This window comes from Enterobacter cloacae complex sp. IR5428 (genome assembly GCF_049238585.1).
Lineage (GTDB): Bacteria > Pseudomonadota > Gammaproteobacteria > Enterobacterales > Enterobacteriaceae > Enterobacter > Enterobacter intestinihominis.
Genome location: NZ_JBMKHV010000001.1, coordinates 430660 through 454284 on the forward strand (window position 1 = coordinate 430660; position 23625 = coordinate 454284).

Consider the following 23625-nt stretch of genomic DNA (forward strand, 5'->3'; position numbering starts at 1 on the left):
CTCCGTGTTAATCACATGCCCGTTTTGCAGAACCTTTGGCAGAATCGTTTTCAGGCTGATTCTGTCGATATTGATCATCATTTTTCGATGAGTCCGAATTATCCGTTCCTGGCTCGTTATTACTGTCTGGATTCAAAAAGGTTAAAGGAAAATCGGGAGTGTCGTAGGGAAGACTCGCAGGAGTACCGGGAACCAGATACATTGCCACTTTCATTATCATCATCCCTTCTGAGCCATGCTCTATCCCGTTCTGGTTCAGCCTCAGATACGACCCGCCGCCGTTCAGCGTCAGCGTTTCCGGGGTGCTGATAATGATTTCATCTTCGCTGCTCGTCACGGTCAGCTGCTTTTCAGAAAACAGGGCCATCGTGTTGTGCTGAGCCTGAATTTCAATATCTCCCTGATTCGCAACCAGCTTCGCCCCTTCTTTATGCACAAACAGTCCGAGGGCTTTTTCTGCCGTCACGGACAGATTCTTCATCGCACCGATATCAAGATGCTGACCGGTATTGATCATGGTGTTGCGGGTGCTGCTGAGCTGAAGGTGTTCACCTGAGATCAGTGCCACCCCCTGTGGAGCGCTACCCAGCAGGACCGCAGACTGGAGGTCTTTGATTTTGTCGGTCACAAAACTAATCTGGGTATTGATGTCAGAGACCAGGGCTCCGGCGGCTTCAGCGGCACTGTTCAGCGCCTGCATCTGGCTGTTGGCCTGGTTAATCTGGTTAATCGCAGGTGCCATTTCCAGCACTGGCCCCTGGGCTTTGGCCTGGGCATCAGCCGTCAGGAACAGGCCTTTTGCAGCACGTACAGCGCCATGCTCATCCGTTCGAAGTTCAAAACCGGCACCGCGCTTTTCACGCTGACTGTTGACCAGGTGTCCCATGTTCAGCTGCGTTTTGCCATATTCCGTTGCGAGCTTGATATGCTCTACCTGGCGCTTATCCTCCATCCGCAACTTATTGTTCGCCGGCGTGCGCCACACGTTCCGCGTATGATTATCACTGGTGACATGGTCCGGGTGTTCTGAATCATGCAGGGCATAAGCGATGTAGGGACGATCCGGGTCTCCGCCGTCAAAAACAACGGCCACTTCCGTTCCGTCGATAAGCGGTGAGTGGAATCCGTACGTATCACCGGCATAAGGCTTAGCCAGCCGCAGCCACAGATAGGCATAGCCCTGCTCAGCACTGTTGCGGTCAAAGTCCAGTTTTACCCGGTATCGCCCGTCCGGATCGAGCCAGGAATAGGTGTCACCTTTCTGTGTGCTTTCCACCCGGGCAGGCAACGAGCCGGATATCACCGGACGACTGAGCAGTGCCGGACGCCAGCAGACAGTTTCGCTGTAGGGGATACCCTCAAACCTCAGCGTAAAGCTACTTTTGCGTGAACCGCGAGTGCGCACCGTGGTGATGACGATGCCTTCCTTGACGGCATCGGGTAACGTGCCGTCCGTTTCCAGTACCTGACCCGGGGCCAGAAGCGGACTGGAAGAATGCCCGCTGACGCGATATTGCGCGTTCAGAATGCGTTCGTGACGTAGACGAGCGAAGTATGTCCCGGTCTCTGTACTTTCAGTATCACCTGCTGACAGGAAGGGTTCCGCGTAATGGTATGTTTCCCCGGTGGTGATCCCTTCCTTGCTGAAAATACTTTCGGCGCTGTCCTGAGGCGTCAGCGCTTCGCGGTAGTTGTAGTCACGGGTGACCACACTCCCGCTCACCACATTGTATGCGGTCTGAACACCCCAGATGCTCTCCTGGCCACTGTCACTCATCCCGGCCTGGCCGCGCAATGGCAGCGTGACGCCAAATTCATACTGCTGCTGGCTGTCCTGAAAAATCACCACATCCTGCTCAAGACGGCTGTCCATTTCATAACGCCAGTAAATACCGACTTCAGCCAGCAGGCGCTGAATAAATTTAAGGTCAGTTTCCCGCCACTGGGTGATGAGCTCCCGGGCCGGGTACTCCCTTGAGAGCCGGAACGCAAAGTCAGGACCTTCCAGGCCGTGTTTACGCAGTACCTGTTCAACCACTTCCGTGACCGACTGGTTGAGGAAAATCTGACTGCCCTTTGTAAAACCCAAAAGCGCGATGCGGGGAACGATCTTCAGTGCGTAACGGGTCTCGTCATTTGACGTGGAAATCCGGCGAAATGACTCCACCACCCCATAAACCGTCCGGACCGGCAGCGCCGGTGCCCCGTCAAACATCGGGGTCTGGAAGGTAAATGACGCCGGTTTCAGCAGTAACGTGTCGCAGGCAATATCCGCAGAAGAACAGGTGACTGTCACATCATACCGCCATGGCTGGCTAAGTGACTCAACCGCATTGTAACGCAGAACATCCAGGAAATCGCCGCATCCATGCACATCAACCCGGTAACGTGACAGGCCCAGCAGCTGCTGTACCGCATCGGTTGCCTGGTTGATCAGGGAACTGTTCATGGGGCTTCTCCTTCTGCTTGTTCGTCAAATGCCTGCACAATCCCCTCCTCCTCATCCCAGCCCAATGTAAGATGCTGCGGCTTCTGCCCCGCCGCCATATGGCTCAGCAGTTGCTGGCTCAGGACCGGCAGAATCTGCTGGTTCAGCAGGCTGTCAACATTGCGAGCCCCGGTGTCCGGCAGCAGGCAGGCGGCGGTCAGCGCGTCGTACAGGCTTTCGTGGATATCGGTCTTCATACCGTAATGCCGTGCCAGGCGCTGACTTACCTGGCCGAGCTTCATGCCGACAATCGTGCGCATCGCTTCCTGTGCCAGCGGACGGTAAATCACCGTCTGGAAGCGCGCCAGCAGCGCGGGCTGGAAGTGGTCCCGCAGGACAGGACGCAGCAGTTCATGCAGGTCCAGCTCTGTCGCCTCCGGTTGTTCCTCCAGCATCTGCATGATGAGGTCGCTGCCGAGGTTCGAGGTCATCAGAATCACCGTGTTACGGAAGTCAATTTCCCGCCCCTCGCCGTCGCGCATGAAGCCCCGGTCAAACACCTGGTAGAACAGGTTCATCACGTCCCGGTGTGCCTTTTCCACTTCATCCAGCAACACCACGCTGTACGGACGCTTACGGACGGCTTCGGTCAGAATGCCGCCCTGACCGTAACCCACGTAGCCCGGCGGTGAGCCCTTGAGCTGCGAGACGGTGTGTGGCTCCTGGTATTCCGAGAGGTTGATGGTGATAAGGGACTTCTCGCCGCCGAACAGTTCATCGGCCAGCGCCAGGGCGGTTTCGGTCTTGCCTGTGCCGCTCGGCCCCACAAGCAGGAACACGCCCTGCGGGCCGTTCTCCGGCGCCAGACCGGTTTTGCTGGCGCGCAGGCGCTGCGCAATGGCATTCAGTGCGCTGTCCTGGCCGACAACGCGTTTCGCCAGACTGTGTTCAAGGCTCAGCAGTTCCGTCTGCTCGTCCTTCATCAGGGAAGAGAGCGGTACGCCCGTCCAGTCGGCGATAACGGTGGCGACGGTACGCGCGTCCACATCCAGCCCCAGCAGCGGGGTATTCTGCTGCACGGCAGTAAGCTGCATCTGAAGGTCCGCAATCTCTCCCTGGCGGGAGATATCCGTGCGGCAGGCAAGCAGTTCTTCCGTGAGTTTCAGCTCCTGGCCGTACCGGGTTTCCCGTTCATCGAGCTGCAAAATGATGCCGACTTCTTCCTCTCCGATGGCGGCCAGACGTTCGCCGTGGGCGGTATTGCCCACCGCGATATCCTCCAGCAGCGCCTGTTTCTCCATGGCAAGTGCCGTGAGCTGCGCCTTCATCCTGGTCAGTGGCTCCGGCACCGTATCGAGGCTCATGCGGACACGGGCCGAAGCGGTGTCCAGCAGGTCAACCGCCTTGTCCGGCAGCTGGCGTCCGGTCAGATAGCGTCTGGAGAGCGTGACGGCCGCCCTGACCGCCTCATCGGTAATATGCACACCGTGGTGCTGCGCGTAACGTGGCTTGAGTCCCCGCAGCATCAGGCACGCGGTGTCGTCGTCCGGCTCGTCAACTTTCACCATCTGGAAACGACGCTCCAGCGCGGCGTCGCGCTCAAAGTACTGCTTGTATTCGCTCCAGGTGGTGGCGGCGATGGTTCTGAGCTCACCGCGGGCGAGCGCCGGTTTCAGCAGGTTGGCCGCATCGGCGCCCCCCGCCTGGTTGCCCGCACCGATAATGGTGTGCGCCTCGTCAATGAAGAGCAGAACCGGCAGGGGTGACTGCTGCACCGCGTCGATGATGTTTTTCAGGCGCTGTTCAAACTCACCCTTCACGCCTGCACCCGCCTGTAACAGGCCGAGGTCAAGGGTGCGTACCGAGACCGGCTTCAGCGCGTCCGGCACATTGCCTTCGGCGATGCGCAGCGCCAGTCCTTCCACGAGCGCGGTCTTGCCGACTCCCGGTTCGCCCACCAGAATCGGGTTGTTCTTGCGGCGCCGGGAAAGAATGTCCACCATCTGGCGGATTTCATTGTCGCGGCCATAGACCGGGTCGATTCTGCCCTCACGGGCGCGGGCGGTGACGTCGAGGGTGAACCTGTCCAGCGCATTCTGTAACGCCGGGTTCAGCTCTCCTTTTATATCCGCATTCACCGGACGGCCGACAAACTCCACCTCATCGCCCTGCGTAAGCTCCGCTTCCTGCTGCACCTCCGGGCGTTCATCCGACTGAGCATCCAGAAGCCCCCGCAGGCGCTCAAGCTGGCTCTGCGCCAGCGTCAGCAGCGGCCACAGGCCGTCGCAGCGCACCAGTTTCGGTTTGTCCACCAGGGCCATCAGGAGGTGAATGCTGCGGATGTGCTCTTCCCCCGACAGCGAGGCGTGCAGCCAGGCCTCCTGCATCAGAGCCCGGACACTGTCCGACAGCTGCGGACGGCTGCGCACCGAACATGGCAGGCTGTCCAGAAAACCCAGCATATCCTGCCATATCGTATCCATATCCCATTCGTAGCGCCGCGCCAGCACCGTCAGGTCGCCCTCACCCTGCTCCAGCAGCTTCAGCAGCCAGTGCTCGGGCAGGATTTCCGCATGGGCGCGGGTCTGGCACAGGGAAGCGGCCCCTTCCATCGCGCGGGCACAGTAAGGGTTAAGACGGCGTAACAGGATGGCTGGATTTTCCATGGGACTCTCTCTTTATCAGTTCCGGACACGCTACCGCCCGTCGCTGTTCCCTGTTATTCAGGAACCCAAAGCGCATCAGGTCGGGCAGGCAGATTGTGTTTTTCTTTGCACAGCGTCCGTGCATACAGACGCTGTGCAAAAAACTGCGGACAGGGCCCTGTCCGCATGCGACTTACGCGGTGGCGCGTTCGTTCCAGGAATCGGAATGAATGATGTTGCCGTCCTTGTAGGTCCAGGTGATTTTTTCGTAGCGCAGTTCAATCTGCTCGAGGTGGTTGTGCTTCTCGAACGCCGGATCTTTGATGTCGTGCATCTTCGGATTCACTTTCACCAGCTTCACGTTCTCAAGCTTCGTGTTGAAGTACTCCACTTCCTGGCCCGCGTCATTGATTCTGTACCACTTAAATTCCGCAGATTTCAGGGTCTGGCCGGTGGTCACCGCCTTGTACAGGTACGGGCTGGAGGAGTCGATTTCCTTGGTGAACAGGAACGGGGTGTGGATACGGGTACCGGTCAGCTTGCCGGTGTTATTGTCGGTCGGGATGTACAGGTTGTGCTCCTGGGCCACCACCTCGATGCTGCCTTCACGATCCTGAACGTCCACAGACCCTTTGATGTCCGCGCCGCCGTCGTCCTTCAGCCACAGATAGACTGGTATTGCCATGTTAATTACTCCGTTAAGTTGTTATCAGCGCCATCATCCTGCGATGACGCGGGGGTGTTGCCCGGCAGCTTGCAGGCGTTCGCCTGCGGCACCAGACTGATTTCGACACGGCGGTTCAGCGCGCGGCCTTCCGCCGTGTCGTTGGTGGCGACAGGTCGGCTTTCACCGTAGCCCTGCACCGCAAAACAGCTCTCCGGCACATCGCCGGTGTCCCGCATCCAGTCGCGCACCGACTCCGCACGCTTCAGGGACAGCACCTGGTTGGACTGGTCATCCCCGGTGCTGTCGGTATGGCCCGCCACTACAATCAGCCAGCCGGGCTTCGCCTTAATGCCCACCAGTGAGTTCACCAGCAGCTTTGTTGAGGCGGGTTTCAGCGCCCATTTGCCGGTATCGAACAGCGACATGCTGTCGAGGCGGATGATTTTCGGTACCGGTTCCATGGCGGGAGCCGGTGGCGGCACATACGTGTCAATCGCCTTCTGTAACGCCAGCCACAGACGCTGACCGGGGTAATAGCCCAGCGCATACCTGAGCGGTTCCCCCTGCCGCTGCCAGCGCTCCAGCAGAAGGGCGTCCTGTTTCAGTGCGGCAAGTGACTGCGCCTTCGGCTCATAATGGTTCATGGGGATGGCATACCAGCGCTGTAGATTCATTCCCACCTGGCGGATCAGCGCCGCGTTATTCATGGCAGAAAAACCAAGGGCAGCAAGAACGCAGGCCAGGACCCACACAATGAGACGGCGGGTGCGCTTCCCGCCCTGAACAGGTGCACAGTAAGGCTTGAGCAACGGTAGTACCGCATCAGGAAAACGACCGGATGCCTCCGCCATTTCGTCTGTCTGCGGCAGAAGCAGGTGTGTCAAGCGACAAAGCCAGAGTGCCCATAAAGACGTATTGCTGGCTGAAGCGCCGCCGCTTTTCAGAGCCACAGCAAACGGGTGGACCGGCGGAAATAACCGATCCTCTTTAGCCAGTTCATCCATAAGAAGGGTGCGCATAAAAGCAAAGCCTTCCCGCAGTACAGGCATCAGCGCCAGACGATTTGCCTGTTGCCAGTCGTCCGTAGCCTGTGGCGTCTCATCAACAGGGTAAACAACCGGTTTGTCACCATGGACAATAACCCACGGGGTTTCAGGGCCGGAAAACTCACCGCTCAGGATCACCGGCGGTGTGAATCCGGCGATCAGGCTCAGCTGTTTCATCTGCTGGCGCAACGCTTTCAGGGTCGCGCGCAGCACCGCTTCATCCTGGTGCCCGTCGGGGTGGGAAGCATACATAACGGCGATCTGTCCGGCCTGGCGCGGCTGCCGCTCCTGAATATCGCGCACGATATCAGTGAGCCAGCTGACGTCATTCACCCGCAGCCACCAGCCCTGCGCTGTTTTACGCAGAGCATGCTCCCCGAACAGGGCATCCAGTCTGTCTCCGCAGACAAGAACAACCGGACCCGCATCAGCAAGTACCGGCAGATCAAAACCAGACCCGCCATTGCCCTGAGCCTGGCTGAAACGGCTTTTTTGCCGGATCTGCCAGACGGCCAGCGCAACAATGCACAGCGTCATCACGCCTTTAAACAGCGTGCCTGCCGGAATGAAGCCCCACAGAAGCCATAAAAGCGTCGCGGCACCCGCCAGTACGTGGAATATCAGTGAAACCATGACCGATTTACGCATTACTGGGGCAACTCCGGTAACTGCGCGAACAGCAGAGCCTGGAGCCAGAGATGACCGCCCCACCATACGGCACCGGTAATTACCCCCGCCGCCGCGATCCAGAACCAGACAGAGCGCAGCAGGCTGTAACGTTGTTTTCCGGTCCTGCGAACCACCAGGGAAAGGCCAGCATCAAGTGGCGGAACCCGCTCAGCAAGCGCTTTCATTGCCTCTTCACGCTGGGTCTGGCTGACAGACCCCATGCTGTACAACCCCTGGAATCCCAGCGCGAGCACTCGGTGATAGCAGGTCAGAACGGCCATGTTTGGCGCTGGCTGGCGCAATACTTCCGCAATACGATCCCACAGGGCTTCACCGGCGTGCAGCGACCCGAAATAGCGCGCCTGTAGCGGCGCTTTTCGCCAGGCCACCTGGCCCGCATCAGCATCTGCCCCGTCATGCAGTTTTCTGCTCATCACCACTTCGTCAAGCAGCGCACACTGTGCATAAGAGATATGATCGATGCTGCTTTCATCATATCCTGCACGATCCAGCGCCTCGCGCACGCTTTCCACATGTTTGCAGCAGGTGTCGTACAGCACATTCCCGTCAGGCGTTGTTGCCCCCTGCTTAAGCAGGGCGACGGTGAGCCAAGTCTCCGCCATCAGGGCATCGATATCGGTTTCTTTTCTCATGATCGCAGTACCGCAAACAGTTCAAGTTCAAGCTGTCCCAGCAGGGCAGGCACATAGAACATACAGATCCCCTGCTCCAGCATGTCCCGTGCCGCAGCACTTTCCATGTCCAGCGCGAAGTACTGGTTCTCCATCCGCACCGGTAACGCAGCAGGCACGCGATTCACGGCAATGAGTGGGATCCCCTGCAGCGCAACGGTGGAAATCGCATTCACATCATCCGGGGAACCCGCCTTGCATAATGCCGGGAATTTCTCCGCCACCTGCCAGGCCGGAACGTCAGACCGGACAGAGAGCCAGAGATCGGCTTCTTCACGCAGCCGGATGTCGTGCAGCGAGGCTTTCCAGGTCTGGGCGTCAGGACGGGACATCTCCAGCGCTATCACACGGGACGGCAGGCTGGCTTCCAGTAAACCGGCGATCAGTTCAAACAGCGGCGGAAACGTCATTTCAGGCCGGGCGTGGTCATAGCCAGGGATTGCGTCCAGATCGCTGTCCAGAGAAAACGTCAGCATACTGCCCGCAAGCCGCGCAAGCTCCGCCCACACCTGTTCCGGATGGCGAGCCGGAAAACGTTCAAACTCCACCAGCACCCTGGCATGAGAGTTAAGCGCATTGAGAAGCCAAAAAAGAGAAACATCCGCCACAGCAAAATCCGCCAGGCGCTCATTACTTTCCCGACGCATGGACATCAACCGTTGGCGGCGGGAGCGAAGCTGGCGGTTCAGTAACACCAGCCTTTCCCGCATCGTCGGGCTGGCAGAAAACAGGGCCATAGGCGGAATGAATGCCGGATCATGACGCCAGCTCCCCTGCCCGTCCCGGATCAGCCGTGCAACCGGACAGCACTGCCACGACGCGTTATCCTCATGCTCAAAACGGATCGCCAGATTAAAGCGGGCAACGGCGACAGATTCCTCTTCGCTGCCAAACGCATCCTGAACATGAACCCACTCTTCACGGTAACGGAGCGGCCGATCGGCCACTGCCATTTCCTGGAGCACGTTATTTAACCCGGACTGCATCAACGGCAGGGCAATCACCACCGTAACCGCGTCTGAATGCTGCGATAAATCCAGCTCGCGCGGCTCCGGAGGCAGATCGCTGACTGACGTATCCACCAGCGTGCCATCCGGCAGCCAGACCCGCAGTTGTGTAATCTGAATCAGACCCGTACCCAGCAGCCTTTCATCAAATTCCACCTGCTCAACGCCCCACGCAAACGGCGAGGAGAGCGCTGCCACGCCTGTGCTGCGAAACGTTTCCCATTCGGACTGTTGCTGGAACTGTTGAGGGGACAGCAACGCCCCCTCGTTCCACAGCGGACGATAAATTTTCATCCCTGCTACCGCCTTACGCTTTCGCTTTCGGCATCTGGCTCACCAGAGACAGGTTCACATCCATGCCTTCCACCTGGAAGTGCGGCACCGCAAACAGCTTCACGCGGAAGAAGCCCGGGTTGTCTTCGATATCTTCCACCACCACCTTCGCGTCACGCAGCGGATGAGAAGCCTGCAACTCATCGCCCGGATCGGTCATTTCCGTCACCAGACTACGCACCCAGGTATTCAGCTCCAGCTCCAGCAGACGGCGGTCCTTGGTGGTGCCGATGTTCTCGCGCTGGATGAGCTTCAGATAGTGCGCAATACGCGACAGCAGGAAGATGTACGGCAGACGGGCATTGATGCGGCTGTTGGCCGTGGCATCTGCGGTGTCGTACAGCGCCGGTTTCTGCGCGGAGTTCGCTGAGAAGAAGCAGGCATAGTCGCGGTTTTTGTAATACGAGAGCGGAATAAAGCCGAGGTTGGCAAACTCAAACTCGCGGGTCTCCGGGATCATCACCTCAGACGGGATTTTCACCTGGTTGCCGGTACCCAAATCGTACAGATGAATAGGCAGATCTTTCACCGCCCCGCCCGCCTGCGGGCCACGGATCTGCACGCACCAGCCGTTATTGATGAAGCTCTTCACCATGTTTGACGCGAAGGAGAACGACGCGCTGGTCCACAGGTATTTCTCATGATCCGGGCCTTTCACCTGCTCAACGTAGTTAAAGCTGCGCACCGGTACGGTGTCCGGGCCATACGGCAGACGCCCCAGCACGCGCGGCATCACGAGGCCGATGTAGCGGGCGTCGTCAGTATCGCGGAAGGATTTCCACTTGATGTATTCAGCGCGGTCGAAGTAGTTGCCGATATCCTTAATCGCAGCAACCTCTTCCATAGAGTCTTTCAGGAAGAATTTCGGCCCGACAGAGCCAATAAACGGCATATGTGCGGCAGCTGACACTTTAGAGATGTTGCGCAGCAGCGCCACATCCTGGGGACTGGCGTCAAATTCATAGGATGAAATCACTGAGCCAATCGGCTCGCCGCCCGGGGTGTCGTATTCGGCGGTATAGGTGTGCCAGTAGAGGCCGCTCTGGATCAGTTCCGGTGCATCCTCAAAATCCTGGCGCAGGTCATCCTTGGAGACGTCCAGAATTTCGGTTTTCACATTCTGGCGGTAGTCGGTGTTGTCCACCAGCTGCTTCAGACCGCGCCACAGGGACTCCACCTTCTGGAACGCCTGGTGATGCATTACGGCATCCAGCTGACGGCTGATCTGGAAATCCAGTTCGGCGATATGGTGGTCAATCAGCGTTTTGTCGAGCTTCTCCACGGGCTGACCAGATTTGCGGATGCAGTCCATAAACACCTGCATCGCCGCCGTCAGGCGTTCACCCGCCGGCGCGTCAGAAAGCGCGGCATCATCCAGAAACGCATTGATATCACCCAGGCTGGAGGCCGGAGTCAGGTTGATTTTTTCAAACAGGGAGGCGTAAACGCCCTCTTTTTCCAGTACGATGGTCTGCCCCTGCGCGGAGGCGGTTTCACTATTCACAGACATCAGCATATTCCCGGTTAATCCATTAAATTACACATGCCGCTTATTTCGGGGCCAGTGCACTCATTTCGTCGCGTAATTCCTGAGACAGCGCCGGGTCTTTAAGAATTTTCTCGAGTTCTTTTCTGAAAGTGGCGTTATCAAGAAGATTGGATTTGAGGTCGCGTAATAAATTACGCATGGCCAGCATGGCGCGGAGCTGGGGGATCTGGCGGGCAACCTGTTCAGGTTCGAAATCCTTAATATCGGAGAAATTCAGTTTTATACTTTCCTCCGAACCATCGACAGCCATGGTGTTAGGCACCGTCAGATTAACCTCCGGGTTAAATTCCGAAAGTACGCTATTAAAGTTATTTTTGTTGACGTTGATTTTCTTCCTTTCGGACAATGGACGATTCTCTTTTCCATTACTGAAATCACCGACGGTGAGAAGTTTAAGCGGCAGTTCGACTTTCTTCTGCGCGCCGCCTGTATGCAGCGCCAGCTTTAAATTTATGCGTGCCTTGGGCACCTCATTCTGAAATGAATCGGCCATAGCAGTCCCTTTCTTTGCAAGAAATACGTGTTAAGTGAGTGACGGGTCTTTACAAAACCATATTAGAGCAAAAGCCCATTCATGATCAACTTTTCAGATCAAAGATCTGCATATGGATTTTTCTTAAGAATTTTCCACTAATCACTAGTATTTATAAATTCCAGATATAAGTGGCACGCAGAAAGTATTAACCATTTATTCACAATAGATTAGCAGGAACGTCTGCCTTGATAGAGAATATTGAATTCATTGCCACCTGTCGTTGAATAATTGATTTATATCAATGCTGATCTAAGCATCAGCTGCAAAATCGCAGAGACATATCATCTTATTCAATAAACCTCCTGAATATGGAAAAATCCTATATCGGACAAAAGTCAGGTTTTAAATAGCAGGAATTAAGCTATTACATGGAGGATGTATAAATGCTTGCACGCTTTTCAATAAACTGGAAAAGAGATGTCGCTCGAAGCATTCATCAAAAGAATAAATGATTTTTTATGAAAGGAATTTTGATAATAACTAGCCTGTAGGTACCATGAACCGTGTGTTCAGGCGCTTAAGCGATGTATAGCTATTTGCCAAAACCACTTAAGCGCCTTTCCTGTTTTTTTAATGCTTTTCAATATACATTGTACGACTGTACGCAACATCCTCTGGGTTATTTATCGGATACCCTTTAACCCAGGGCTTAATGAGGCGGCCATTGGTGTATTGATAAATAGGGGCTATCGGCGCTTTCTCGGCGAGGATCTTCTCGGCCATGTTGTAGTCTGCATTACGCGCTTTTTCAGTGGTTTCGAGCGTCGCCTGATGAATAATCTTATCGTAAGCAGGGTCGTTGAACCGTGAGATGTTGCCGGTGTGAGAGGACGTCAGCAGCGACAGGAATGTCGACGGCTCATTATAATCCCCTACCCACGACGCACGGATCACGTCGAAATTCCCGGTATTGCGGCTGTCGATGTAGGTCTTCCATTCCTGATTCTGCAACTTAACGTCAACACCCAGATTTTTCTTCCACATAGATGCGACGGCAATGGCGATTTTCTGGTGGTTTTCAGACGTGTTGTACAGCAGCGTTAATTTCAGCGGGCGCTGGGGACCATAGCCTGCCGCCTGTAATAACGTTTTCGCCTGAGCATTTAGCTCCTGCTGCGACATCTGCTCAAATGGCGAGATTTCCGGTGTAAAACCGGCAGTGACATCGGGAGTGAAATGCCAGGCCGGTTTCTCACCGGTTCCCAGGACTTTTTCCGCCATAATACGTCTGTCGATAGTCATGCTGAGCGCCAGACGTACGCGGGCATCCGCAGTTGGGCCTTTTTGTGTGTTAAACGCGTAGTAATAGGTCCCAAGCTGTGGCGGTGTATAAACCTGTCCCGGAATATCTTTAAGCAGCTTCTGGTACATGTTTTTCGGAAACGATTCTGTAATATCGATATCGCCCGCCAGATAGCGTTTGGTCGCTGAGGACTCCTGGTTGATTGGCACAAAGGTGACTTTTTTAAGCACCGTGTTGGCGTTATCCCAGTAGTGAGTATTCGGCTCAACCACCAGTTTTTCATTCACCACGCGATCTTTCAGCACATACGCACCGTTGCCGATGAGCGCGCCAGGGCGCGTCCATTCTTTACCGCTTTCCACGTTTGCCTTTTGAACAGGATAGAACGCAAAGCTAGCCGTGAGGTTGCTGAACCATGGCAGCGGTTTATCCAGCTGCACGCGCAGCGTTTTAGCATCGACTGCCGTCACGCCGAGCGTTTCCGGTGCAGCTTTACCATCGATAATGGCCTGCGCATTATTAATACCCGCCAGCGCTGCAAACCAGGCGAAAGGTGACGTAGTTTTAGGATCAACCAGACGACGCCAGCTGTAGACAAAATCTTGTGCCGTCACAGGGGTACCGTCAGACCACTTCGCGTTATCCCGCAACGTAAACGTCCAGACACGGTTATCGTTGCTCTGCCAGCGCGTCGCCACGCCGGGAACCAGCTCCCCTTTTTCGTTCTGATTCACCAGCCCTTCATAAAGGTCGCGGATCACCTGTATCTCGGGTAAACCCACCGCTTTTGCCGGATCGAGCGAGGCGGGTTCATCTTTAATGTGTCGAACCAGCTCCTGCTTTTGCGCCAGCTCCGTTCCCCTGGGAACCTCCGCGGCATATGAAAGTGAAGAAAACCCGCACAGCCACAGCGCAGTACAAAGAAGCGAAACAGGATGCTTCATACGATCCCCTTAATGATGTCAGGTAACAGGCAGATGCGTAATTATTTGTTTCGAAACGGAGAAATGCAAATGCTTCCTCAGGAAAGTTGATGTCAGGCAATTTTACACACAGACGGAAACTATTTGATTAAGCGCGGGTTTTGCACAACACTGCCAGAAGCGACTTCATCATCAGGGTTTATTATGGCAACCACCCGACCAAGAACGGAACGCGGCGCCTTCCCGCCCGGGACTGAACATTATGGCCGCTCATTTTTAGGCGCCCCACTGATCTGGTTTCCGGCTCCCGAGCCCGATCGCACAAGCGGCTTAATCATTGCGGGCACACATGGCGATGAAAACTCGTCCATAGTGACGCTTTCGTGCGCGCTACGTACGCTGGCCCCCGATTTACGACGACATCATGTGATTTTGACCGTCAACCCGGACGGATGCCAGCTTGGATTACGGGCGAATGCACGAGGCGTTGACCTTAACAGGAACTTTCCGGCAGCAAACTGGCGTGCCGGTGAAACGGTGTATCGCTGGAACAGTTCGGCGCAGGAACGAGATGTGGTCCTGCTTACGGGAGAAAAACCGGGTTCCGAGCCCGAAACCCAGGCGCTGTGTCAGCTTATTCATAAGATCCACCCGGCCTGGGTTGTCTCTTTCCACGATCCCCTCGCCTGTATTGAAGATCCTCGTCATACAGCGCTCGGGCAGTGGCTGGCGGATGCGTTTGCTCTACCTCTGGTAACCAGCGTCGGGTATGAAACGCCCGGGTCGTTTGGCAGCTGGTGCGCGGACCTCAGTCTTCACTGTATCACCGCAGAGTTTCCGCCTATTTCCTCGGATGAAGCGAGTGAAAAATACCTCAGAGCGATGACAGATCTTCTGCGCTGGCAGCCTCAAAGATGAAGTACGCCGGAGGTAAAACTCAGGGCGGGTGAAACGTCAACCGCCAGCCAGGTTGGGCCATCCAGATCGGCAAAACGCACGCTGTTCACCAGCGGGAGTGCAGCACCGATCGCTCTGGACGTACACAACATACAGCCCAGCATCAGGGAAAAGCCTTGCGCCTGGGCATCTTGTGCCAGTGCCAGGGCCTCGGTTAACCCACCCGTTTTATCCAGCTTGATGTTCACCATCTCGTAGCGGCCCTTGAGGGCTGACAGGCTCTCACGGGTATGACAGCTTTCGTCTGCACAGACGGGAAGCGGATGAATAAAATTCGCCAGCGCGGCATCGTCTTCTGCCGGGAGAGGCTGCTCCAGCATGGCAACGCCCAGATCGGCAAGCAGCTGACAACGGGCTGCCAGCCCTTCGCTGTGCCATGATTCGTTCGCATCGACGATAAGGGTGGCATCAGGTACCGCCGCACGAATGGCGACCATGCGTTCGCTAATCAGACGATCGTCGAGCTTCACCTTTAATAAGGTTGCACCGGTGGCATACAACGCCTGAGCGCTGGCGGCCATTTGCTCTGGTTCACCAATGACCACCGTTTGCGCGGTGACGATCAATTGCGGCAGCGTAACGTCCAGCAGCGAAGGTAGCGGTTTTTGTTGTTTCGCCGCTTCCAGACTCCAGAGTGCGCAGTCAATCGCGTTACGTGCCGCGCCGGCCGGCAACCTCTGCTGAAGAGCCTCACGCGTCAGGCCCGCCTGCAACTCGGGCACCACCGTCATAATTTGCGCCATGACTGACGCCAGGCTTTCTCCGTAGCGAGGATAAGGGGTACATTCCCCGACGCCTTTTACGCCGTCCTCTTCACATTCAACCACGACCACGCAGGCCTCATTACGGCTGCCGCGCGAGATCACAAACGGGGTGTGCAATGGCCAGGCTTCTTCATAGACCTTAACGCTTCTCATCACTGACTCCTTGCAGGCCGGAAAGGCAGAAAATTGGTTTGCCGTGCTAACTGCGGATGACATACACTAGCCACGACGTTAACTATTTGTAAACAGGAAGATATCTATGTCACAACTCGTTCATTTCCAGGGCAACCCGGTTGCTGTTGCAGGTTCCATCCCACAGTCTGGCAGCAAAGCACAGCCTTTTACTCTGGTGGCTAAAGATCTGTCTGACGTCACGCTGAGCCAGTTTGCTGGCAAACGTAAAGTCCTGAACATTTTCCCAAGCATCGATACTGGCGTTTGTGCTGCATCAGTGCGTAAATTCAACCAGCTGGCGACCGAAATGGACAACACCGTAGTGCTGTGCATTTCTGCTGACCTGCCGTTTGCCCAGTCCCGTTTCTGCGGCGCTGAAGGCCTGAGCAACGTCATCACCCTTTCCACTCTGCGCAGCCCGGATTTCCTGGAAAAATACGGTGTTGCCATTTCCGAAGGCGCGCTGAAAGGTCTGGCTGCTCGTGCGGTGCTGGTGATCGACGAAAACGACAACGTTGTTTTCAGTGAGCTGGTTAACGAAATCACTACCGAACCGGATTACACCGCTGCACTTGAGGCACTTAAAGCCTAAACGTAAAAAAGCCTCTGCAAAGAGGCTTTTTTATTTATTCGTCACCCTTCTTCTGATTTAACCCATACTCGCGCAGCTTATTCGCAATCGCGGTATGTGACACCCCAAGACGTTTAGCCAGCTTGCGCGTGCTCGGATAGCTGCGATAAAGCTGCGTTAACACCGAACGCTCGAAACGGCTGGTGATGTCATCCAGCGAGCCTTCCATTGCCTCTTCGCCTACCGAGACCGTCCCGGCATCGTAATCCGGCAACAGAATATCCTGAGGACGCAGTTCATACCCTTCAAGCTGAGTTAATGCGCGATAGACCGCATTTTTTAGCTGACGAATATTGCCCGGCCAGCCGTAACGCGTCAGCACGGTACCCAGGTCGGCAGAGAGCTTCGGACGCGGCACGCCCTGCTCGTCGGCAAAACGGGCGACGAACAGTTCCGTCAACGGCATGATGTCCTGCGGGCAATCGCGCAGCGGCGGAATATTGAGCGTCAGAACGTTGAGACGATAGTAGAGATCTTCGCGGAATACCCCTTTCTGCACCAGCTCCACCAGGTTTTTCTGGGTGGCGCAGATGACGCGTACATCCACGTGCACTTCATGATCTTCCCCCACGCGGCGGAACGTGCCGTCATTGAGAAAACGCAGCAGTTTCGCCTGCATGCGTGGCGACATTTCACCAATCTCGTCCAGCAACACCGAGCCGCCATTCGCCTGTTCAAAGAAGCCTTTTTTGCCTTCCGGCGCATGCCCGAACAGTTCACTTTCCACCGCATCTTCAGGAATAGACGCGCAGTTCAGCGCCAGATACGGTTTTGCCGCACGCGGGCTGGCCATATGCACAGCATGCGCCAGCAGATCTTTCCCCGTACCGGTATCCCCGGTAATCAGCAGCGGTGCCGTAAGATTTGCCAGCTTGCGCGCCTGGTCGAGCACATGACGCATCTTCGGGCTCACCGCAATAATCTGGCTGAATGCGCCGACGTCCTGGCTGGAAAGGTTCTGTAACTGGCGTCCCATGCGCACCGTGGAGCGCAGCATGATTACCGCGCCGGTGAGCACCCGCGCGGCATTTTCCCCTTTCAGGTAGACCGGCGTGATCTCCATCAGAAAATTCTGTCCATTGATGACGACGTGCTCGCTATGGGTATTTTGCGGGTTGCTGTCCAGCCAGCGCTGGAAATTAAAACCTGGGATCAATTGCGTGGCGTAATGACCGATAAGCTTTTCCTGAGTCTGCGCAAACAGCTGGCAACTGGCCTGGTTAACGCGCTCGACTTTGTTTTTCAGATCGAGAGAGAGAAACGGCTCCGGCATTGCTTCCAGCAGTGCGCTCAGCGCAAGGTGTTCCCGCTCGGATGGCATCCAGGGGATGGTGCGTACATCCGTAACGCCAGCGATACGGCGGATTTCGGCCATCAGGCTACTGAAGGTATTAAATTCAATTTCGGCAAAATTGAGGTAAATTCGCCCGACAGGGTCGATCTCTATGCCACGTAAATCAATGCTACGTAAAACAAGAAGATCGAGTAACTCGCGGGTCAGACCGAGACGGTCCTCACAAAAGACTTCCAGACGCATGGGAAATTCACCGTTTAAGCCAATAACAGTAAAATGATATGTCAGATCACGGTATTCGGGAAGGTGGCTGTCAACAAATATTGACAGCCCGCACGATTAGTAAACGAAACCTCACTGAGCAGGTTTTTTATTGAGCGTCTCTTTAAGCTGACCAATCAATTCGCGACGGAAATCCCCCAGCCGCGGCTTATCGCCATCGATCCAGGGGAGTGGACGACAAACCTCCATCGCTTTGATTCCTAAGCGTGCCGTCAGCAGACCGGCACCAATCCCCTGCGCCGCCCGGGCAGAGAGACGCGCCGCAAGATCCTGCGACATCCAGTCCATCCCGACCTCCCGCACCAGTTCGCTTGCCCCGGCGAAGGCGATATTCAGCAACACCAGTTTGAACAGGCGCAGTCGGCTGTAATAGCCAAGCTCAATGCCATACAGTCTGGCGATGCGGTTGATCAGGCGCAGGTTGCGCCAGGCGATAAAGGCCATGTCCACCATCGCCAGCGGACTGACGGCAATCATCAGGGTGGATTCCGCCGCCGAGCGGCTTATCTCACGACGAGCCTGCGCATCCAGTACCGGCTGAACAATGTGCGCATAGAGCGTGACCACTTCCTGGTCATTCTGGGTTTCGTGGATCGCCGCATACCAGCGCTGAAGCGCCGGGTGAGAGTGATCTATCCCGGCCTGAGCCGCAAGTTTTTCACAAAAAGCACGCCCTTTTCCGGTGCCGTGACTGTGCAGCAGATCCCGCGCTTCATCGCGTTCGTGCGCACGCTGACGCAGACGCCAGAGGCGACGCCACTCGGTCACGACCGAGCCGACGCCCGCACCAACGATCAACGCCCCAGCGGCGCATCCCCCCAGCGCTACCCAGTCCTGGGTTTGCCAGGCATTGACGCCCCACTGCACGCCCTGACCAATTACGCTCACGCCAAAAAGGGCTAACCCGGCGGTCACCATCTTACGCCACAGGCTGCGTTTCGGGCGCAGTGCCGCATCAACGACCGCTTCCGCCTGCCCCTCTTCAACCAACGGCTCCTCTGCCAGCACGGGAGCAAAGTTGTCGGCCTGCGGACCGCTGAAGGTTTGCGCTGTTTTAAACGCCTCATGCGGGGACTGCTCAAGCTGGCCGGTAAAATCAATGCGGGGCTTTAACGGTTCCGTCATCGTAATTTATCTCCAATTAAAAACTCCAGCGCGGCATCCAGACGGATATGCGGCAATGGCTGGTCAACGTTCATGCTCTGCGGACGGAAGTCTTCGAACTGAAAACCCTGGCTTTGCCAGAAAGCCTGGCCCGGCAGACGTGGGGGAACTTCGCCCGGATAGACCGTGAGCGGCTCACCGTCGCTGAGTCGGTTGCCCCGCAGGGCCGGAATTTTCTCGCCATTCACGTCAATCAACCCACTCTGCGTAGCCTGTACGGACGCCAGACCCAGACAATCCATACTAATCCCTTCGAACGCCGCGTTCTGCCAGGCATCCTGTACCAGCTGTTGCAGTAGGGATACCATGTTGGCGTGCTGATCGACCGTCACATGATCAGCTTTTGTGGCGGCAAACAGCAGCTTGTCGATGACCGGCGAGAATAAACGGCGAAACAGCGTACGCTGGCCATAATGAAAACTTTGCATCAGCTGCGTCAGCGCCAGCCGCATATCATTGAACGCCTGCGGCCCGCTGTTGAGGGGTTGCAGGCAGTCCACCAGCACGATCTGGCGGTCAAAGCGTAAAAAATGATTTTTATAAAAACCCTTAACCACCTTCTCACAGTAATAATTGTATCGCTCGCGGAGCATACCGGCGTTGGTGGTCTTGTCTGCCTGTGCCAGCTTCGATTCGCCGATGCGGTCAACGTCCGGCCACGGGAAAAACTGTAGCGCGGGAGCACCGGCTAGATCTCCCGGCAGAACAAAACGGCCAGGCTGAATAAAATGCAGCCCTTCCTGCTTGCACTGATGCAGGTAATCCGTCCAGGCCTGGGCTATGACAGCCAGACGGTTTTCATCCGCCGGTGCCAGCGGATCCAGCCCTTCGCAAAGCTGGCGCCATTTGGTCGACCACTCTGCCCGCTGCCCCTGCAACAGACCGGTCATCTGCCGGGACCAGCTCAGGTAATCCTGCGCCAGCATCGGTAAATCGAGCAGCCATTCTCCCGGATAATCCACAATTTCGAGATACAGCGTGGACGTTTCTTTGAAGTGACGCATCAGGGATTCATTCGAGCGAAAACGAAGCGCAAGGCGAATTTCGCTCACGCCACGCGTCGGGGTGGGCCAGGCGGGAGGCTCCCCGTATAACTGTGCCAGACCTTCATCATAGGTGAAACGGGGGATGCCAAAATCACGTTGCGGTACGCGTTTTACGCCTAACAATCGCTCCTCGCGCACCGCGCTAAGCAGTGGCAGGCGCGCCCCAGCATGCAGGTTCAACAGCTGATTGACCATCGCCGTAATGAATGCCGTCTTACCGCTGCGGCTCAGCCCGGTAACGGCAAGACGCAGATGGCGATCAACGCCACGGTTCACCAGAGAATTGAATTCGTTTTTAAGTCGCTTCATCGCCGTCCTTCATTGTCTGGAACCCTGAACAAAGTCACTTCAGAATACAGTAAATTGGGGCAGATCGTTGATTATCAATTCTTAATTATTGCTATTGCCGTTTTCTCTCCAGTAAGATGGACGCAATTGCTGTCCGTCTGGAGTGAGTAAGGTGTATGTCACCCACCATCTATGATATTGCCCGCGTTGCTGGCGTTTCGAAATCAACCGTGTCACGCGTTCTGAATAAACAAACGAATATTTCTCCTGAAGCGCGTGAAAAGGTGTTGAAGGCGATAGATGAGTTAAATTACCAACCTAATAAACTTGCCCGCGCACTCACCTCTTCTGGCTTCGACGCCATTATGGTTATTTCGACCCGCTCAACCAAGACCACTGCAGGAAATCCCTTTTTCTCAGATGTACTGCATGCCATTACGGCAAAAGCAGAAGAAGAAGGTTTTGATGTTATTTTACAAACGTCCAAAAGCAGTGAAGATGATCTGCAAAAATGCGTGGGTAAAATAAAGCAGAAGATGATCAAAGGCATCATCATGCTAAGCTCGCCGGCGAACGAGTCGTTTTTCTCGACGCTGGATGAATACGGTGTGCCCGTGGTCGTCATTGGTAAAGTGGAAGGAAATTACCAGAATATCTACTCTGTCGACACGGATAATTTCCGCGACAGCGCCATATTAACAGACTCGTTTATCACGCATGGCCGCACCAAAATTGCCTGTCTGCATGCCCCGCTCGATTATCACGTCTCTATCGATCGCCTGGCGGGTTATAAATTCAGCCTTGAGAAACACGGTATCGAAATTAACCCGACCTGGGTTATCGATGGCGGCTATACCCATGAAAGCGCGCTTCAGGCGGCCTGCCAGCTACTCTCCTCAGACAACCCGCCCGATGCGGTTTTTGCGACTGACAGCATGAAATTGCTGAGTCTTTATCGTGCCGCGGATGCGCTAAATCTGGCGATCCCGGAACAGGTCGCAATGGCAGGATACAGCGACCCGATGCTATCTCTCATTTTAACCCCTGCACCAGGCGGCTTTGATATCCCCACGAAAAAGCTGGGCGAAGAGAGCTGCGATTTGTTGTTCAGGTGTATTGCGGATAAACCTGCGCCGCATAAGGTATTGGTTGAAACACATTTTTCAGATGCAGCTTCGTTACGCTAAAAACCAGGGGCAAACGCCCCTGGTATAACGTCATCAGAACGCGTAATTGACGCCGACACCCGCATAGTGGAAGCGGTCGCTTTCGCCTTCGTCATGATTTTCCCATTCGTAGGCATACTCGAGCGTCATGGAAAGGCCAATCGCAAAGTCATAAGCATAGAGCAGACCCAGTCGATTGAAGTCATGCCCTTCACGAGTTGGATCGTCCTGCCAGTCCCAGTTTGACCAGCGATCGAGCCCCAGACGGGTGTAAGGTGTAAGCGTTGTCTGGCCTAATGAAACAGGCAGGTAGGCACGAATCTCCTGGGTGGAGAATTCACCGTTATTACGTGAACTATCCATATTGAAGCCACGCTCTAAATAGTAGTTAACTTTTGCAGAGACGGTTTCGTTTATTGTCCAGGTAAATCCGGTTTCCGTTTCGACGCGGCTGTCAGAATAACCGGTTTTTCCCAGGTCATTCGCAAACTGGTACATGGCAAACCAACCGCCAAAACGCCAGTCATCTGTTAATTTCACATCCCAGTCAGGCTGAATTTTATAGCGCTGCATATTAGCACTACCGTCTTTCGCACCGTGCTCATCTTTAAAATGATATCCATAATTACGGAATCCGCCCGTAAGACCCAGCGTAAAATCCTCTGTGCCAATGAAGCGATACCGTAATTCAAATTCAGGACGATCGAAATAGGTGCCGCGCGTCATGCTGCTGTAATCAACCGGGCCTTCCTGATACATCGCCAGTGAAATTGTCCACGCATCATACGTGGCGTTAAACCACACGGAAGGTTCATATAATCCATCTTTATCGTCGCCCTGCCCTTCGACGTTTTCAATTTCATACATGGCACCAATATTAAATTCCCACTGTTTGGTTGACTCTGTTGCTTGCGCGCAGCTTACCCCTGCGCACAAAACGAGCGCAGCACTTCTTAGTAGAGTACTCATTAAAATATTCCTTTATAATTAACATACAAAAAAACCGGAAACTTTCATTTCCGGCGAATACCTTTCTTATCTAATAGCTGCTTCAGTATCAGCATCGAAGAAATGGCACTTACTCATATCGAACTGGATGCCGATATTATCTCCTGCAACGTAATCATCCGCCGCTCCCGCACGGACAACCAGTTCATGCCCGCCCACGTTGGCATAAAGCATAAATTCTGCCCCAGTCAGCTCAGCGACGCTGATCTTCGCCGCGATGTTTTCACCGCTGCGCTGTAGCGTGAGAATGTCTTCCGGACGGATCCCAAAGACGACCGCTTTGCGCTGGTAACCTTGCGCATTCAGTACGGCCAGCTTCTCCTCCGGGATCTCCAGACGCAGCGTTTCCGTCACGAAGTATCGGTCGTCGATCGCGCCACGAATGAAGTTCATCGCAGGTGAACCAATAAAGCCTGCAACGAACATATTCGCCGGCTCGTTGTAAACCTGCTTCGGCGCGCCCACCTGCTGAATGATGCCGTCTTTTAAAATCACAATACGGGTCGCCATCGTCATGGCTTCCGTCTGATCGTGCGTCACGTAAATCATGGTGGTGTTGAGCTTCTGGTGCAGCTTGCTGATTTCAGCGCGCATCTGTACACGAAGCTTGGCATCGAGGTTTGACAGCGGTTCATCCATCAGGAAGACCCCTGCTTCACGCACTATCGCCCTGCCTAACGCCACGCGCTGACGCTGACCACCTGACAATGCGCCAGGTTTACGCTGGAGATAGTCGCGTAAACCCAGGATCTGGGCCGCCCAGCTAACACGTTCTTCGATGATGGAAGGTGCTATTTTTTGCATCTTCAGACCAAACGCCATGTTGTCGTAGACCGTCATATGCGGATAGAGCGCATAGTTCTGGAAGACCATTGCGATATCACGGGACTTGGCGGGAACATCATTCATGCAAACCCCGTCAATAATCAGTTCACCTGCGCTGATCTCCTCAAGGCCGGCGATCATTCGCAACGTCGTGGATTTCCCACAGCCCGATGGACCGACGAAGACGATAAATTCTTTATCTTCAATCTCGAGATTGAAATCCTTAACCACGTGGACCTGGTTATCATAGATTTTCTGAATGTGTTTCAGAGACAGTTGAGCCATTATT

General features: G+C 55.2%; 18 protein-coding genes. 3 read left to right on the plus strand and 15 right to left on the minus strand.

The annotated features are described in order from the left end of the window. Nucleotides 1–7: 7 nt before the first annotated feature. The 9 genes from ACOTXC_RS01965 to ACOTXC_RS02005 all read right to left on the minus strand — a co-directional run bounded on the left by ACOTXC_RS01965 (nt 8) and on the right by ACOTXC_RS02005 (nt 13758). On the minus strand, nt 8–2449 hold the full coding sequence (locus tag ACOTXC_RS01965) for a type VI secretion system Vgr family protein (RefSeq protein ID WP_421767360.1): 2442 nt from the start codon (nt 2447–2449) through the stop codon (nt 8–10). Beyond that, nucleotides 2446–5094, minus strand: coding sequence for a type VI secretion system ATPase TssH (tssH, locus tag ACOTXC_RS01970; RefSeq protein WP_421767361.1), 2649 nt, complete (start codon nt 5092–5094; stop codon nt 2446–2448). Before tssH ends, ACOTXC_RS01965 begins: the two co-directional genes overlap by 4 nt. A gap of 172 nt (nt 5095–5266) precedes the next feature. Continuing rightward, nucleotides 5267–5758, minus strand: coding sequence for a type VI secretion system effector Hcp (gene hcp / locus ACOTXC_RS01975; RefSeq protein ID WP_009653685.1), 492 nt, complete (start codon nt 5756–5758; stop codon nt 5267–5269). A gap of 5 nt (nt 5759–5763) precedes the next feature. Next, nucleotides 5764–7434: an OmpA family protein gene (locus tag ACOTXC_RS01980; protein WP_126490297.1), complete on the minus strand. Its 1671-nt coding sequence runs from the start codon at nt 7432–7434 to the stop codon at nt 5764–5766. Continuing rightward, complete coding sequence (tssL, locus tag ACOTXC_RS01985; RefSeq protein ID WP_058677129.1) at nt 7434–8108, minus strand: type VI secretion system protein TssL, short form; 675 nt, start codon at nt 8106–8108, stop codon at nt 7434–7436. The genes ACOTXC_RS01980 and tssL overlap by 1 nt, the downstream gene beginning before the upstream one ends. Continuing rightward, nucleotides 8105–9448, minus strand: a complete 1344-nt coding sequence (tssK, locus tag ACOTXC_RS01990; protein WP_126490298.1) for a type VI secretion system baseplate subunit TssK — start codon at nt 9446–9448, stop codon at nt 8105–8107. The genes tssL and tssK overlap by 4 nt, the downstream gene beginning before the upstream one ends. Nucleotides 9449–9461: 13 nt before the next feature. Further along, nucleotides 9462–11003 (minus strand): type VI secretion system contractile sheath large subunit, encoded by a 1542-nt coding sequence (gene tssC / locus ACOTXC_RS01995; protein ID WP_072202206.1) that lies wholly within the window; start codon nt 11001–11003, stop codon nt 9462–9464. Nucleotides 11004–11037: 34 nt separating this feature from the next. Further along, on the minus strand, nt 11038–11529 hold the full coding sequence (tssB, locus tag ACOTXC_RS02000) for a type VI secretion system contractile sheath small subunit (protein WP_023300236.1): 492 nt from the start codon (nt 11527–11529) through the stop codon (nt 11038–11040). A gap of 612 nt (nt 11530–12141) precedes the next feature. After that, complete coding sequence (locus ACOTXC_RS02005) at nt 12142–13758, minus strand: peptide ABC transporter substrate-binding protein (RefSeq protein WP_022648286.1); 1617 nt, start codon at nt 13756–13758, stop codon at nt 12142–12144. Nucleotides 13759–13941: 183 nt separating this feature from the next. On the opposite strand from ACOTXC_RS02005, the gene mpaA reads away from it, so the two are divergent. Beyond that, nucleotides 13942–14655 (plus strand): murein tripeptide amidase MpaA, encoded by a 714-nt coding sequence (mpaA, locus tag ACOTXC_RS02010; RefSeq protein ID WP_022648287.1) that lies wholly within the window; start codon nt 13942–13944, stop codon nt 14653–14655. On the opposite strand, the gene ycjG is transcribed toward mpaA, so the two are convergent. Beyond that, a complete protein-coding gene (ycjG, locus tag ACOTXC_RS02015; protein ID WP_046619740.1) occupies nt 14646–15611 on the minus strand; it encodes an L-Ala-D/L-Glu epimerase in 966 nt (321 codons plus the stop codon). The genes mpaA and ycjG overlap by 10 nt on opposite strands. 106 nt (nt 15612–15717) lie before the next feature. On the opposite strand from ycjG, the gene tpx reads away from it, so the two are divergent. Further along, nucleotides 15718–16224, plus strand: coding sequence for a thiol peroxidase (tpx, locus tag ACOTXC_RS02020; RefSeq protein ID WP_003856889.1), 507 nt, complete (start codon nt 15718–15720; stop codon nt 16222–16224). A 34-nt stretch (nt 16225–16258) separates the two neighbouring features. On the opposite strand, the gene tyrR is transcribed toward tpx, so the two are convergent. The 3 genes from tyrR to ACOTXC_RS02035 all read right to left on the minus strand — a co-directional run bounded on the left by tyrR (nt 16259) and on the right by ACOTXC_RS02035 (nt 20358). Next, nucleotides 16259–17800, minus strand: a complete 1542-nt coding sequence (tyrR, locus tag ACOTXC_RS02025; protein WP_022648289.1) for a transcriptional regulator TyrR — start codon at nt 17798–17800, stop codon at nt 16259–16261. Between the two features lie 111 nt (nt 17801–17911). Beyond that, nucleotides 17912–18964, minus strand: coding sequence for a YcjF family protein (locus tag ACOTXC_RS02030; protein ID WP_023306373.1), 1053 nt, complete (start codon nt 18962–18964; stop codon nt 17912–17914). After that, complete coding sequence (locus ACOTXC_RS02035; RefSeq protein WP_022648291.1) at nt 18961–20358, minus strand: YcjX family protein; 1398 nt, start codon at nt 20356–20358, stop codon at nt 18961–18963. Before ACOTXC_RS02035 ends, ACOTXC_RS02030 begins: the two co-directional genes overlap by 4 nt. 155 nt (nt 20359–20513) lie before the next feature. Between ACOTXC_RS02035 and ACOTXC_RS02040 the strand changes: the two genes are divergently transcribed. Next, a complete protein-coding gene (locus ACOTXC_RS02040) occupies nt 20514–21524 on the plus strand; it encodes a LacI family DNA-binding transcriptional regulator (RefSeq protein WP_022648292.1) in 1011 nt (336 codons plus the stop codon). A gap of 33 nt (nt 21525–21557) precedes the next feature. On the opposite strand, the gene ACOTXC_RS02045 is transcribed toward ACOTXC_RS02040, so the two are convergent. Together ACOTXC_RS02045 and ACOTXC_RS02050 are read right to left on the minus strand one after the other, a co-directional pair. Continuing rightward, entirely contained in the window at nt 21558–22472 is a 915-nt protein-coding gene (locus ACOTXC_RS02045) for an OmpG family monomeric porin (RefSeq protein WP_421767362.1), read from the minus strand. Between the two features lie 66 nt (nt 22473–22538). Further along, nucleotides 22539–23621, minus strand: a complete 1083-nt coding sequence (locus tag ACOTXC_RS02050) for an ABC transporter ATP-binding protein (protein WP_022648294.1) — start codon at nt 23619–23621, stop codon at nt 22539–22541. Nucleotides 23622–23625 lie beyond the last annotated feature (4 nt).

Bases quoted from the DNA above. Each gene is read 5' to 3' on its own strand.
- ACOTXC_RS01965 (WP_421767360.1), bottom strand. From the start codon at position 2,449: ATGAACAGTTCCCTGATCAACCAGGCAACCGATGCGGTACAGCAGCTG.
- tssH (WP_421767361.1), bottom strand. From the start codon at position 5,094: ATGGAAAATCCAGCCATCCTGTTACGCCGTCTTAACCCTTACTGTGCC.
- hcp (WP_009653685.1), bottom strand. From the start codon at position 5,758: ATGGCAATACCAGTCTATCTGTGGCTGAAGGACGACGGCGGCGCGGAC.
- ACOTXC_RS01980 (WP_126490297.1), bottom strand. From the start codon at position 7,434: ATGCGTAAATCGGTCATGGTTTCACTGATATTCCACGTACTGGCGGGT.
- tssL (WP_058677129.1), bottom strand. From the start codon at position 8,108: ATGAGAAAAGAAACCGATATCGATGCCCTGATGGCGGAGACTTGGCTC.
- tssK (WP_126490298.1), bottom strand. From the start codon at position 9,448: ATGAAAATTTATCGTCCGCTGTGGAACGAGGGGGCGTTGCTGTCCCCT.
- tssC (WP_072202206.1), bottom strand. From the start codon at position 11,003: ATGCTGATGTCTGTGAATAGTGAAACCGCCTCCGCGCAGGGGCAGACC.
- tssB (WP_023300236.1), bottom strand. From the start codon at position 11,529: ATGGCCGATTCATTTCAGAATGAGGTGCCCAAGGCACGCATAAATTTA.
- ACOTXC_RS02005 (WP_022648286.1), bottom strand. From the start codon at position 13,758: ATGAAGCATCCTGTTTCGCTTCTTTGTACTGCGCTGTGGCTGTGCGGG.
- mpaA (WP_022648287.1), top strand. From the start codon at position 13,942: ATGGCAACCACCCGACCAAGAACGGAACGCGGCGCCTTCCCGCCCGGG.
- ycjG (WP_046619740.1), bottom strand. From the start codon at position 15,611: ATGAGAAGCGTTAAGGTCTATGAAGAAGCCTGGCCATTGCACACCCCG.
- tpx (WP_003856889.1), top strand. From the start codon at position 15,718: ATGTCACAACTCGTTCATTTCCAGGGCAACCCGGTTGCTGTTGCAGGT.
- tyrR (WP_022648289.1), bottom strand. From the start codon at position 17,800: ATGCGTCTGGAAGTCTTTTGTGAGGACCGTCTCGGTCTGACCCGCGAG.
- ACOTXC_RS02030 (WP_023306373.1), bottom strand. From the start codon at position 18,964: ATGACGGAACCGTTAAAGCCCCGCATTGATTTTACCGGCCAGCTTGAG.
- ACOTXC_RS02035 (WP_022648291.1), bottom strand. From the start codon at position 20,358: ATGAAGCGACTTAAAAACGAATTCAATTCTCTGGTGAACCGTGGCGTT.
- ACOTXC_RS02040 (WP_022648292.1), top strand. From the start codon at position 20,514: ATGTCACCCACCATCTATGATATTGCCCGCGTTGCTGGCGTTTCGAAA.
- ACOTXC_RS02045 (WP_421767362.1), bottom strand. From the start codon at position 22,472: ATGAGTACTCTACTAAGAAGTGCTGCGCTCGTTTTGTGCGCAGGGGTA.
- ACOTXC_RS02050 (WP_022648294.1), bottom strand. From the start codon at position 23,621: ATGGCTCAACTGTCTCTGAAACACATTCAGAAAATCTATGATAACCAG.